Origin of the sequence: Pseudomonas sp. FP2309, assembly GCF_030687575.1 — a bacterium.
Lineage (GTDB): Bacteria > Pseudomonadota > Gammaproteobacteria > Pseudomonadales > Pseudomonadaceae > Aquipseudomonas.
Window position 1 is genome coordinate 1954729 of the sequence record NZ_CP117439.1, and the last position, 12895, is coordinate 1967623.

Below are 12895 nucleotides of genomic sequence, written 5' to 3' on the forward strand. Positions count from 1 at the left end.
TCGCCGCCCTTGCAATTACTTCACACAGGCATGGCATTTTCCGACAGACGCACGAATTGACACGGGGGCTGGCCGCAAGCGGGTCGGCCCGTATAATGCCGCCATCGCCACTGGTATGGATTAACGGATTGCATATGACTGAACAGCGCCCTATTGCGGTCCTGGGAGGCGGAAGTTTTGGTACCGCCGTGGCTAACCTGCTGGCCGAGAATGGCCATGTGGTGCGCCAGTGGATGCGAGATCCCGAGCAGGCCGAGGCCATTCGCGTGCATCGGGAGAACCCGCGTTACCTGAAAGGCATCAAGATTCATCCGGCGGTCGAGCCGGTGACCGACCTGCAGGCCACGTTGACTGCCAGCGACCTGTGCTTTGTCGCGCTGCCGTCCAGTGCGTTGCGTTCGGTGCTGGCGCCTCACGCCGACCGCCTGGCGGGCAAAATGCTGGTCAGCCTGACCAAGGGCATCGAGGCACAGACCTTCAAGCTGATGAGTGAAATTCTTGAAGAAATCGCCCCCAAGGCGCGCATTGGCGTGCTGTCGGGGCCGAACCTGGCGCGGGAAGTGGCTGAGCATGCGCTCACCGCCACGGTGGTCGCCAGCGAAGACGAAGCCTTGTGCGAGCGCGTTCAAGCCGTGCTGCATGGCCGCACGTTTCGCGTCTATGCCAGTGGCGATCGTTTCGGCGTCGAGCTGGGTGGGGCGCTCAAGAATGTCTACGCGATCATCGCCGGGATGGCGGTGGCCCTGGGCATGGGCGAAAACACCAAAAGTATGCTGATTACCCGCGCGCTGGCAGAAATGACCCGTTTCGCGGTGAACCAGGGTGCCAACCCGATGACCTTCCTGGGGCTGGCGGGCGTGGGCGACCTGATCGTCACCTGCTCGTCGCCGAAAAGCCGCAACTATCAGGTGGGGTTCGCACTCGGCCAAGGCTTGAGCCTTGAAGACGCGGTGACGCGTCTGGGCGAAGTGGCCGAGGGGGTCAACACCCTCAAAGTGCTCAAGGCCAAGGCCCAGGAAGTGGGGGTGTACATGCCGCTGGTCGCCGGGCTGCACGCGATCCTGTTTGAAGGGCGCACGTTGAATCAGGTCATCGAGCTGCTGATGCGCGCCGAACCGAAAACCGATGTCGACTTTATTTCCACCAGTGGTTTCAACTGAGGAACGCGTCATGAACGACCCCAAAGCAGCCCCCAAGTACGAATCCATTGTGCTGCGCATTCTGTGGATGCTGGTGTTTGCCCTGGTGTGGCAAGTCGCGCAGTTCCTGCTCGGTGCACTGGTTGTGGTGCAGTTGATCTACCGTCTGGTCTACGGGGCACCGAACCTGGGCCTGATGAACGTTGGCGACAGCCTCAGCCAGTTTCTTGCTCAGATCGGACGCTTCGGCAGTTTTCATAGCGAGCAAAAGCCTTGGCCGTTCGCCGACTGGCCAACCCCGCGCGCGCCCGAGGGCGAGCCCGCCCACAGCGTACCGCCGGCGCCGCACCCGGTGCGTGATGAAGAGCCGAAACTGTGAAACTGTGGATCTTGCGCCACGGTGAGGCCGAAGGGCATGCCCGTACCGACGCCGAGCGCAACCTGACCGAGCATGGCCGTGGCGAGGTGTTGCGCAGTGCCGCGCACCTGATCGGTCAACCCCTGAGCGCCATCATTGCCAGCCCGTATGTGCGGGCGCAGCAGACCGCGCAACTGGTGCGCGAGGCGCTGGGGTTTGAACCTGAGATCCGCACGGTGGCGTGGCTCACGCCCGACGGCAACCCGCTGCAGGTGCTGCAACAGCTCGACACCGACGACACTGTGCTGCTGGTCAGTCATCAACCCTTGGTCGGCAGCCTGATCAGCTTTTTGCAGCATGGTCATCAGCGCCAGCCGCAACCGATGTTCACTGCCAGCCTGGCGGAACTGGAGGGCGACTTCCCGCTGGCGGGGCTGATGAGCCTGGTGAGTGTGAAGAACCCATAGGCGTGCGCGCGGCGTTGTGTGTGCTATATAGTCAACCAAGCAAGTGCTTGGTTGGCTATGGTGGACCACAAAGGAGCGCGCCCCATGTCTGTCGCAGTTCGTTTGCCGTTGCAGGTTTTCTTCGAACGTGAGGCGCGACATCCGCGCCAGCCTTTTCTGGTGCAGCCCATTGGCGGCGGCCAAGTGCAGACGCTTTCCTGGGGGGATGCAGCGCACCAGGCCCGTTGCGCCGCGCACTGGCTGCGCGCCCAGGCGTTGCCCCAGGGCTCGCACATTGCCCTTATCTCGAAAAACTGCGCGCACTGGATCATTGCTGACCTGGCGATCTGGATGGCCGGGCATGTCTCGGTTCCGCTCTATCCCAACCTCACCGCTGAATCCGTCGCTCACGTACTCAATCATTCCGAAGCGGCGCTGGTGCTCGTCGGCAAACTTGATGACTGGCCGGCCATGGCCCCTGGCGTACCGCACGGATTACCTACGATAGGCTTGCCGCTGTGTCCGCCAGGCGCGTTCGACTTCAGCTGGACCGATCTGCAAGCCTGCGCGCCGATCAACGACAACCCCGCACCTGACACTGGCGACCTTGCCACCATCATCTACACCTCCGGCACCACCGGCTTGCCCAAAGGTGTCATGCACAGCTTCGGCGCCCTGGGTTTTGCCGCCACCTATGGCACTGAGCTGTTTGGCCTGGGGGAGGGTGACCGGCTGCTGTCGTACTTGCCGCTGTGCCACGTGGCGGAGCGGATGTTTGTGGAGATGGCCTCGATCTATACCGGGCAAACCGTGTTTTTCGCCGAGAGCCTGGAGACCTTTCTGACGGACTTGCGCAGGGCGCGGCCGACAGCATTGTTCGGCGTGCCGCGCATCTGGACCAAATTCCAGCTGGGCGTGTACGCCAGGATCCCGCAGAAACGCCTCGATACCCTGCTGCGCTTGCCGTTTATCGGCAAGCGCGTGGGCCATAAGGTGCTGGCCGGTCTGGGGCTGGACGCGTTGCGCATTGCGCTGTCGGGCGCGGCACCGGTTCCCGAAGCGCTGCTGCGTTGGTACCTGCGCCTGGGCCTGGATGTGCTGGAGGTGTACGGGATGACCGAGAGTTGCGGCTACTCCCACGTGTGCCGGCCCGGCCAGCAGAAAATCGGTTGGATCGGCATGCCGTGCCCAGGCGTCGAGGTGCGGATCGACGCGTCGGGCGAAGTGCAGGTGCGCAGCGGTGCGACCATGCTTGGCTACTTCAAGGACCCGGAGAAAACCGCCGAAACACTCACTGCCGATGGCTTCCTGCGTACGGGCGACAAAGGCGAGCAGGACGCCGACGGCCGCTTGCGCCTGACGGGACGCCTCAAGGAAATCTTCAAGACCAGCAAGGGCAAATACGTCGCCCCGGCACCGATCGAGAACCGCCTGGCCGAGCACGCGCACATTGAGCAGGTGTGCGTGGTGGGCGATGGCCTTGTCGCGCCCATCGCGTTGTGCGTGCTGGCGACGGTGGGCGGCGATGACCGACAAGCCTTACGCAACAGCCTTGAACGCTGGCTGGAACAGGTCAACCAAGGGCTGGATAAACACGAACGTCTGCGCCAGTTGGTGGTGGTCAAGGACAATTGGGCGGTGGAAAACGGCTTTCTGACGCCGACCCTGAAAATCAGGCGCGCCATCATCGAGTCGACTTACGGCGCACAATTGCCGGTGTGGAGCGAGCGTTCCGAGACCGTTGTGTGGCAGGATTAGGCTCATCATAAAACCGACAAGGACAATCGTATGAGCCTGTGGCGCACCCAACCGAATATCGAACAGCTAAACGCGGCCCAGAAAAACACCATCGGTGAACTGCTGGATATCCGCTTTGAAAGCTTCGACGACGATTCCCTGACCGCCAGCATGGTGGTCGATCACCGCACCCATCAGCCCTACGGCCTGTTGCATGGTGGCGCCTCGGTGGTGCTGGCCGAGAGTGTCGGCTCCACGGCCGCTTACCTGTGCATTGATGCCAGCAAGTTCTATTGCGTGGGGCTGGAGGTGAATGCCAATCACCTGCGTGGTGTGCGCAGCGGGCGGGTGACGGCGGTGGCCAAGGCGATTCATATCGGCCGTACCACGCAGGTGTGGGACATTCGCTTGACCACCGAGGATGGCAAGACCAACTGCGTGTCGCGCCTGACCATGGCGGTGGTGCCGCTGGGCGAGAACCCGCCGGCGCGATAGGCGCGGCGTGAGTGTCATCATTCCTGGCAGTTACAGTCATTGCCGGGTTGGCCAGGCCTGGTGACAATCCACTTTTGTTTTTGCAGATGGGTCCGGTATGTCGCAGCACGTGTTTTTTGCTCACGCCAATGGCTTCCCTTCGGCCACGTACGGCAAGTTGTTTGCCGCCCTGGCTCCGGAATACGCAGTGGCTCACCTGCCGCAGCACGGTCACGACCCCAGGTTTCCAGTGGACGACAACTGGCAGAACCTGGTGGATGAGTTGATCCACCATCTGGAGCAACAGCCAGAACCGGTGTGGGGCGTGGGTCACTCCCTGGGAGGCGTGTTGCATCTGCATGCGGCGTTGCGCTGCCCGCAGTTGTATCGCGGGGTGGTGATGCTTGATTCACCCGTGCTGACCCGCGCCGATCGCTGGGTGATCCGCGCCGCCAAACGCTTCGGTTTTATCGATCGTCTCACCCCGGCCGGACGCACCCTGGGCCGTCGTGAGGAGTTCAGTGACCTTGACGCCGCACGCAGTTATTTTGCCGGCAAGACCCTGTTCCGTGGCTTCGACCCGGAATGCTTCGAGGCCTACCTGCAACATGGTCTTTACCAGGCGGGCGATCGCCTGCGGTTGCGCTTCGATCCGGCCACCGAAATCAGTATCTACCGGGGTGTACCCCATACCAGCCCGGGCCAGGTGCGCCAGTTGAAGGTGCCGCTGGCGGTGGTGCGCGGGCGCCAGAGCCGTGTGGTGATGCGTCACCATGCCAGCGGCGTGGACCGCCTGCCCATGGGCGAAATGCTCACCATGCCGGGCGGGCACATGTTCCCTCTCGAGCGCCCTCAGGACACCGCCGCGTTGATCAAGAACCTGTTCGCCCGCTGGCAACTCCGTGAGCGCAGTTGCGCATGAGCACGCCGGTAGAAGAAGTCCGCCTGAGCCTGCCTCACATCGAATTGGCCGCGCATCTGTTCGGCCCCGAAGACGGTTTGCCGGTGATTGCCCTGCATGGCTGGCTGGACAACGCCAACAGCTTTGCGCGTCTGGCGCCGAAGCTGCGGGGCCTGCGCATCGTGGCATTGGACATGGCGGGGCACGGGCATTCGGCGCATCGTCCTGCGGGAGCCGGTTATGCCTTGTGGGATTATGTCTTTGATGTGCTTCAAGTGGCTGAACAACTGGGTTGGAAACGTTTTGCATTACTTGGTCATTCCCTTGGCGCCATCGTTTCCCTGGTGCTGGCCGGCGCCATGCCGGAACGGGTGACGCACCTCGGTTTGATCGACGGTGTCATCCCCCCGACGGCCAGCGGCGAGAACGCGGCGGAGCGTCTGGGCATGGCGCTGCAGGCGCAATTGAACCTGCAAGGCAAGCATAAGCCGGTCTACAACACCCTGGATCGCGCGGTTGAAGCACGCATGAAAGGCTTGGTGGCCGTCAGTCGTGAAGCCGCCGAACTGCTGGCCCAACGCGGTTTGATGCCGGTGCCGGAGGGGTATACCTGGCGTACCGATAGCCGTCTGACCCTGGCTTCGCCGGTGCGTTTGACCGACGAACAAGCCATGGCTTTCGTGCGGCGTGTCGCGTGCCCTACGCAGTTGGTGGTGGCGGCCGATGGCATGTTGGCGAAACATCCCGAATTGCTTTCCCAACTACCCTTTACCGTCGCGACGCTGCCAGGCGGCCATCATTTACACCTCAATGATGAGCCCGGCGCCGTGCTTGTTGCAGACTGTTTCAATCGGTTCTTCTGCGCGCCTTGACTTGGGGCGGTCAACTGCCGAGGCTGGGCGGATTGAAAGGGAGTCAACCATGAACAATCTCAACCACGCGCTCAACGCTGCCGTGACCTCCAATGGCCAGGGCGCGTTGAGCTTATGAGCGTGCGCAATGGATGTATCCGTATCCTCGGGCTGAGCCTTCTCAGCCCATTGGTCTTCGCTGCCGACGTACCGGGTAGTCAGGACCTGCCCTCCGTGGCCCGTCAGATCGACGCACAAATCGTCGATTACCGCCCCGCCGAAGAAAAAGAACGCATCTACCCCATGGGCGCGATTCGCAAGATCAGCGGCCAACTGCGCTATGAAGGCCAAGCCACCGCGCGCGGCCAAACCACGGCGATCACCTACGAGATGCCCTCCGAGCACAGCTCCGAGGCGGCGTTTACCGCCACCCGCGAAGCGTTGCAGGCCAAAGGTGCGCAACTGTTGTTCTGGTGCAAGGCCCGTGACTGTGGCGAAAGCAGCCTGTGGGCCAACGAGATTTTCGGCAATGCCAAACTGGTCGGTGCCGACGGTCAGCAGGAATACCTGCTGCTGCGTCTGGCCGCACCGCAGGACAATTCCCTGATCGCGCTGTACGGCATCACCCGCGGCAACCGCCGTGCCTACCTGCATGTGGAGCAATTGGATGCCAGCGCGCCGCTGGGCGACCTGCTCCCCACCTCGGCAACCCTATTGCGCGAGTTGAAAAGCACGGGCGAGCTGGACTTTCCCGCGTTGGGCGGCGAGCCTGATGCGACCTGGGTCACCTTGATTTCCCGTGGCTTGAACCTCGACACCACCTCTCGCATCAGCTTGACCGGCCCGACGGCCGAAGCCTGGCGCCAGGCCCTGGTCGACAGCGGCGTGCGCGCTGCGCGTCTGGAAACCGGCAGCGCTGAAACCAAAGGTCTGCACCTGCATCTGATACGCTGACCCCTGCAAGGCGAACGGACCCGTGCCGTTCGCCTAAGCTATCTTCCTACAGCCTTCTTCTCGAGAAACCCCATGCTCAATAACGATCGCCTGCTGGTGCAAATCCTGCTGCTGGTGCTTTTTGGTGCCAGCGTCTGGGTGATGGCGCCGTTCTGGTCGGCGCTGTTCTGGGGCGCGGTACTGGCGTTTGCCAGTTGGCCGCTGATGGTGTTGCTGACACGTTGGCTGGGCGGCCGTGAGTCCCTGGCCGCCGGCATCCTCACCCTGGGCTGGATGTTATTGGTGGCGTTGCCGTTGGTATGGCTGGGGTTCAACCTGGCGGACCACGTGCGTGACGTCGTGGCGTTGATCAAGGACATTCAGGTCGACGGCCTGCCCGAGGCACCGACCTGGCTGGGCTCGATCCCCTTTGTCGGGGAGCGCCTGGTCGGCATGTGGGACAGCATCGACCAGCAGGGCGCGGCATTGATGATCAGCCTCAAACCGTACCTGGGCCAGGTGGGCAATTGGTTGCTGGCGCGCAGTGCGCAGATCGGTGGCGGCATCCTCGAGCTGACCCTGAGCCTGGTGTTCGTGTTCTTTTTCTATCGCGATGGACCGCGTTTGGCGATGTTCGTCCACCGTCTGCTGGAGCGCCTGATCGGTGACCGCGCCGGTTACTACATCGAACTGGTGGCCGGGACCGTACAGCGGGTGGTCAACGGTGTGATCGGCACCGCCGCCGCCCAGGCCGTGCTTGCGCTGATCGGCTTTCTGATCGCCGGCGTGCCGGGCGCGCTGGTGCTGGGGATCGTGACCTTCCTGCTCAGCCTGATCCCCATGGGGCCGCCGCTGGTGTGGATCCCGGCTACGGCCTGGCTGGCGTGGAAGGGCGATTACACCTACGCGGTGTTCCTGGGGGTGTGGGGCACCTTCATCATCAGCGGCGTGGACAACGTGCTTAAACCGTACCTGATCAGCCGTGGCGGCAACCTGCCGCTGGTGATCGTGTTGCTCGGGGTGTTCGGCGGTTTGATCGCCTTTGGCTTTATCGGCCTGTTTATTGGCCCAACCCTACTGGCGGTGGCCTACAGCCTGCTGACGGATTGGAGTGCCACCCATGCCCAGGGCCGCCGGGAAGATAAAACCCTTTAAGCCCTCGGCAGCCACATCACCGCCGTCAGACCGCCGCCTGGGGTCTCTTCCAAACTCAGGCGGCCGCCCAGGCGTTCCACGGCATCTTTGGCAATGGTCATGCCCAGGCCGACGCCGCCGGAATTGCGATTGCGCGAGCCTTCCAGGCGGAAGAAGGGTTCGAACACCGCCTCGCGCTGGTCGGCGGCAATCCCGGGGCCGTGGTCGATCACGCGGATAACCAGGGCTTCGCGGCTATCCGTAAGTTCGATCCGTGCCATGCCGGCGTAGCGCAGGGCGTTGTCGATCAGGTTGTTCAAACATGAACGTAGTGCCATCGGTTGTACCTGCAAGGGCACGCAGGTGCCGGCCACCTGCACGTCCGAGCCCTGGTCCTGGGCATTTTCACTCATCGACTCCACCAGCGCCTGCACGTCCAGCCAGTGCCGGGTTTCGCTGGTGCGCTGTTCGTGCAAATAGCTCAGGGTGGCATCGAGCATGCCGATCATGTCGTCGAGGTCCTGGCGCATCTGGCCCTGTAGCTTGGTGTCCTCGATCTGTTCCAGGCGCAGCTTGAGGCGTGACAGCGGGGTGCGCAGGTCGTGGGACACGGCGCCGAGCATGCGCGCGCGCTGACTGACCTGTTCGCGAATGCGCTTTTGCATCAGGTTGAAAGTCGAGGCCGCCTGCCGCGCCTCCCGCGGGCCCGACTCATCAAGGGGCGGGCTGTTGAGGTCGAGGCTTAAACGCTCCGCCGCCTCGCTGAGGCGTTGGATCGGCCGGCTCAGCAGTTTGGCGCCGTACCAGGCTGCGATGATCAGTGAGACGAATTGAAACGTCAGGGGCACCACCGGCCCGCCGAACCAGGGCCGTGAATGCTTCTCGCGCATCGGCGCCATGCTTCCGTCCGGCAGCTCGATAAACCGCTCGGGGGGCGGCGGCGGAGGCGGGTGCCCGTAATGGTGAAACCAGAAGAACGCCAATGCATGGGCCAGCACAATCGCCACCAGCAACACGCCAAACAGCCGACCGAACAGTGTGTTGAAGGGGGCCCGCATCAACCGATATCCCGCGCGTCGAACAGGTAGCCCTCACCGCGCACGGTCTTGATCAACTGCGGGGCCTTGGGGTCATCCCCCAGTTTTTGGCGCAGGCGCGAGACCAGCAGGTCGATGCTGCGATCAAAGGCTTCGATGGAACGACCACGGGCCGCATCGAGCAATTGTTCACGGCTCAATACCCGGCGCGGGCGCTCGATAAACACCCACAACAGGCGAAATTCGGCGTTGGACAGTGGCACCACCAGGCCATCGTCGGCCACCAGCTGGCGCAGCACGCTGTTGAGGCGCCAATTATCGAAGCGGATGTTGGCGCGTTGCTCGGTGCGGTCATCGCGCACGCGGCGCAGGATGGTCTGGATGCGTGCCACCAGCTCGCGCGGTTCGAACGGCTTGGACATGTAGTCGTCGGCGCCCAGCTCCAGGCCGATGATGCGGTCGGTGGGCTCGCAGCGGGCGGTGAGCATCAGGATTGGAATGTCCGACTCCGCGCGCAGCCAGCGGCATATCGACAGGCCGTCTTCGCCCGGCAGCATCAGGTCGAGTACCACGACATCAAAAGTGTCGGCTTGCATGGCCAGGCGCATCGCGGCGCCGTCGGTCACGCCCGTGGCAAAAATATTGAAGCGGGCCAGGTAGTCGATCAGCAGTTCGCGGATCGGCACATCGTCATCGACGATCAGCGCACGGGTGTTCCAGCGTTTGTCATCGGCGATTACCGCGCCTTTTTGCTCGTCTTTCACTGGGACAAGAGGGGTCTGCATAGTGCGATCATCTGCCTGGTTGTTGCGGTCAGCATAGGCGCCCAGCCCCATGGCTGGAAGTGCTGGTCGGTGGGTCGTGCCAGGGAGGCTAGCGTTCGTGCGTGTTGGGGGGATGTCGTGAATGTATCGGCTTTGAAATAATTGTTATAAATACAGGCCTGATGGCGGTTGGTCAGTATTTACCGATCATCGGATCCCGCAACGGCGCCGCTTGCGCTACAATCCGCGCCGATTTCGACTTGCCTGAGAGCCCATTCCAATGTCCGTCTGCCAGACTCCTATCATCGTCGCCCTGGATTACCCCACCCGTGACGCCGCACTGAAGCTGGCTGACCAGTTGGACCCCAAGCTTTGCCGGGTCAAGGTCGGCAAGGAACTGTTCACCAGTTGTGCCGCGGAAATCGTCGGCACCCTGCGTGACAAAGGCTTCGAGGTGTTCCTCGACCTCAAATTCCACGATATCCCCAACACCACCGCGATGGCGGTCAAGGCGGCCGCCGAGATGGGCGTGTGGATGGTCAACGTGCACTGCTCCGGCGGCCTGCGCATGATGACTGCCTGCCGCGAAGTGCTGGAACAGCGCAGCGGCCCCAAGCCCCTGCTGATTGGTGTGACCGTGCTGACCAGCATGGAGCGCGAAGACCTGGCCGCCATCGGCCTGGACATCGAACCCCAGGAGCAGGTGCTGCGCTTGGCGGCCCTGGCGCAAAAAGCCGGCCTGGATGGCCTGGTGTGTTCGGCGTTGGAAGCGCAGGCGTTGAAAACCGCCCATCCATCGCTGCAACTGGTGACGCCGGGGATCCGTCCGGCGGGCAGCGCCCAGGATGATCAGCGCCGTATTCTGACCCCGCGCCAGGCATTGGACGCAGGCTCGGACTACCTGGTGATCGGCCGTCCGATCAGCCAGGCAGCGGATCCGGCGAAGGCGTTGGCGGCAGTCGTGGCCGAGATCGCCTGATCAAGCACAATGTGGGAGTCCGCTCCCACATTGGCTGTGTTTAGCTGACCTTCAGCACCAACTTCCCAAAGTTCTCGCCGTTGAACAACTTCATCAACGTCTCCGGGAACGTCTCCAGCCCCTCCACGATATCTTCCTTGCTCTTGAGCTTGCCTTGCGCCATCCAGCCGGCCATTTCCTGCCCGGCAGCGGCAAAGTTCGCCGCGTGGTCCATCACCACGAAGCCTTCCATCCGCGCACGGTTCACCAGCAGTGACAAATAGTTGGCCGGGCCTTTCACTGCTTCTTTGTTGTTGTACTGGCTGATGGCACCGCAAATCACCACCCGTGCCTTCAACGCCAGACGGCTGAGCACGGCGTCGAGAATGTCGCCACCGACGTTATCGAAATACACGTCCACCCCTTTAGGGCATTCGCGCTTGAGGGCGGCGGGCACGTCTTCGCTCTTGTAATCGATGGCTGCGTCGAAGCCCAGTTCATCGACCAGGAACTTGCACTTGTCCGCACCACCGGCAATGCCGACCACGCGGCAGCCCTTGAGCTTGGCGATTTGCCCGGCAATGCTGCCGACGGCTCCGGCCGCGCCGGAAATCACCACCGTTTCGCCGGCTTTGGGTGCGCCGGTTTCCAGCAGCGCGAAGTAGGCGGTCATGCCGGTCATCCCCAATGCCGACAGGTAGCGCGGCAGAGGCGCCAGTTTCGGGTCGACCTTGTAGAAACCGCGCGGCTCACCCACGAAGTAATCCTGCACCCCGAGGGCGCCGTTGACGTAGTCGCCGACCGCGAATGCCGGGTTGTTGGAGGCAATCACTTGGCCTACCCCCAGCGCACGCATCACGTCGCCAAGGCCGACAGGCGGGATGTAGGACTTGCCCTCATTCATCCAGCCGCGCATGGCCGGGTCGAGTGACAGATATTCGTTGCGTACCAGCACCTGCCCATCCTGTGGCGTGCCGACCGGCACTTCCTGGTAGGTGAAGGTATCCCGTGTGGCCGCGCCGACCGGGCGTTTGGCGAGCAGGAATTGGCGGTTGGTCTGGGCGGTCATGGCAGCGACTCTTTAGAAATGAGTCATGAGTGATAGACCTTCACGGAGCGCTGAGCAAGGTCAGTGCAAGGGGCGAATGCTGGTCGATAGGCCCCGTTGATAGTGAGGCGGGTAGCCTTATCACTCCCATTCATACAACGCTAACTGGCCTTTTGATAGTGCTGACGCGCGCGTCCCGACGTTGGCTAGACTCGATCCACCGCACTTTCCTCCATAGGACATCCCCCATGAGCATGACGTTTTCCGGCCAGGTCGCCCTGGTGACTGGCGCTGCTGCCGGTATTGGCCGCGCCACTGCGTTGGCGTTCGCCGCTGAAGGCCTGAAGGTCGTGGTTGCTGATCTGGATGTGGCGGGGGGCGAAGGCACCGTCGCAATGATCCAGCAAACCGGTGGCGAGGCGCTGTTTGTGCGCTGCAACGTCACCCTGGAGGCGGATGTGCAACAAATGATGGCTCAGACGCTCAGTGCCTACGGTCGCCTGGACTACGCGTTCAATAACGCGGGGATAGAAATCGAGAAGGGCAAGCTGGCGGACGGCAGCCTGGATGAGTTCGACGCGATCATGGGCGTCAACGTCAAGGGGGTGTGGTTGTGCATGAAGTACCAACTGCCGCTGCTGCTCGCCCAAGGCGGCGGTGCCATCGTCAACACGGCGTCGGTGGCCGGCCTGGGGGCTGCGCCGAAGATGAGTATTTATGCGGCCTCCAAGCACGCAGTGATCGGCCTGACCAAGTCGGCGGCTATCGAGTACGCAAAGAAGAAGATCCGCGTGAACGCCGTCTGCCCGGCGGTGATCGACACGGATATGTTCCGCCGCGCCTATGAAGCGGACCCGCGCAAGGCCGAGTTCGCCGCAGCCATGCACCCGGTTGGGCGGATCGGCAAGGTCGAGGAAATCGCCAGTGCCGTGCTGTATCTGTGCAGCGACGGGGCCGCGTTTACCACTGGGCATGCCCTGGCGGTGGACGGTGGTGCGACGGCGATCTAGGACCTTGCGCCCCACACCATTCGAAAAGGATTGGCGTGCTGTGGGGCGTTTCCAAAGCTGGCAAAACGCTGCGATCGAATGTGTATCACCAGGTAAATAACTCAA

14 protein-coding genes are annotated in these 12895 nt (G+C 62.7%); 11 read left to right on the forward strand and 3 right to left on the reverse strand.

Annotated features, from left to right (window positions below; translation table 11 throughout):
• The first annotated feature begins 134 nt into the window (after positions 1-134).
• From PSH59_RS09030 to PSH59_RS09070, 9 genes are all read left to right on the forward strand, one after another.
• Complete coding sequence (locus PSH59_RS09030) at positions 135-1160, forward strand: NAD(P)H-dependent glycerol-3-phosphate dehydrogenase (RefSeq protein WP_248076155.1); 1026 nt, start codon at positions 135-137, stop codon at positions 1158-1160.
• A 10-nt stretch (positions 1161-1170) separates the two neighbouring features.
• Positions 1171-1518 (forward strand): DUF4389 domain-containing protein, encoded by a 348-nt coding sequence (locus PSH59_RS09035; RefSeq protein ID WP_248076147.1) that lies wholly within the window; start codon positions 1171-1173, stop codon positions 1516-1518.
• Positions 1515-1964: a phosphohistidine phosphatase SixA gene (gene sixA, locus PSH59_RS09040; RefSeq protein ID WP_248076145.1), complete on the forward strand. Its 450-nt coding sequence runs from the start codon at positions 1515-1517 to the stop codon at positions 1962-1964. Before PSH59_RS09035 ends, sixA begins: the two co-directional genes overlap by 4 nt.
• 84 nt (positions 1965-2048) lie before the next feature.
• Complete coding sequence (locus PSH59_RS09045) at positions 2049-3701, forward strand: AMP-binding protein (RefSeq protein WP_305394840.1); 1653 nt, start codon at positions 2049-2051, stop codon at positions 3699-3701.
• 30 nt (positions 3702-3731) lie between these two features.
• The gene (locus PSH59_RS09050; RefSeq protein WP_305394841.1) at positions 3732-4175 is read left to right on the forward strand and encodes a hotdog fold thioesterase; all 444 of its coding nucleotides are present in this window, start codon (positions 3732-3734) and stop codon (positions 4173-4175) included.
• 97 nt (positions 4176-4272) lie between these two features.
• Entirely contained in the window at positions 4273-5076 is an 804-nt protein-coding gene (locus tag PSH59_RS09055) for an alpha/beta fold hydrolase (protein WP_248076115.1), read from the forward strand.
• Complete coding sequence (locus tag PSH59_RS09060; protein ID WP_305394842.1) at positions 5073-5927, forward strand: alpha/beta hydrolase; 855 nt, start codon at positions 5073-5075, stop codon at positions 5925-5927. Before PSH59_RS09055 ends, PSH59_RS09060 begins: the two co-directional genes overlap by 4 nt.
• 114 nt (positions 5928-6041) lie before the next feature.
• The gene (locus PSH59_RS09065; RefSeq protein ID WP_305394843.1) at positions 6042-6860 is read left to right on the forward strand and encodes a DUF4892 domain-containing protein; all 819 of its coding nucleotides are present in this window, start codon (positions 6042-6044) and stop codon (positions 6858-6860) included.
• Positions 6861-6932: 72 nt separating this feature from the next.
• Positions 6933-7994 carry an AI-2E family transporter gene (locus PSH59_RS09070; protein ID WP_305394844.1) on the forward strand — a complete coding sequence of 354 codons (1062 nt, stop codon included), beginning with the start codon at positions 6933-6935 and terminating at the stop codon, positions 7992-7994.
• On the opposite strand, the gene PSH59_RS09075 is transcribed toward PSH59_RS09070, so the two are convergent.
• Together PSH59_RS09075 and PSH59_RS09080 are read right to left on the reverse strand one after the other, a co-directional pair.
• Positions 7991-9031: a HAMP domain-containing sensor histidine kinase gene (locus PSH59_RS09075; protein ID WP_305394845.1), complete on the reverse strand. Its 1041-nt coding sequence runs from the start codon at positions 9029-9031 to the stop codon at positions 7991-7993. The two genes, PSH59_RS09070 and PSH59_RS09075, sit on opposite strands and share 4 nt — an antisense overlap.
• Positions 9031-9846 (reverse strand): response regulator, encoded by an 816-nt coding sequence (locus PSH59_RS09080; protein WP_370694397.1) that lies wholly within the window; start codon positions 9844-9846, stop codon positions 9031-9033. The genes PSH59_RS09075 and PSH59_RS09080 overlap by 1 nt, the downstream gene beginning before the upstream one ends.
• 208 nt (positions 9847-10054) lie before the next feature.
• Here PSH59_RS09080 and pyrF point away from each other — a divergent pair, with 208 nt between their 5' ends.
• Positions 10055-10753, forward strand: coding sequence for an orotidine-5'-phosphate decarboxylase (gene pyrF / locus PSH59_RS09085; protein ID WP_248076075.1), 699 nt, complete (start codon positions 10055-10057; stop codon positions 10751-10753).
• 40 nt (positions 10754-10793) lie between these two features.
• Here the strand turns inward: pyrF and PSH59_RS09090 are convergent, their stop codons facing one another.
• Positions 10794-11801 (reverse strand): NADP-dependent oxidoreductase, encoded by a 1008-nt coding sequence (locus PSH59_RS09090; protein WP_305394846.1) that lies wholly within the window; start codon positions 11799-11801, stop codon positions 10794-10796.
• 227 nt (positions 11802-12028) lie between these two features.
• Here PSH59_RS09090 and PSH59_RS09095 point away from each other — a divergent pair, with 227 nt between their 5' ends.
• Positions 12029-12790 carry an SDR family oxidoreductase gene (locus PSH59_RS09095; RefSeq protein ID WP_248076070.1) on the forward strand — a complete coding sequence of 254 codons (762 nt, stop codon included), beginning with the start codon at positions 12029-12031 and terminating at the stop codon, positions 12788-12790.
• Positions 12791-12895 lie beyond the last annotated feature (105 nt).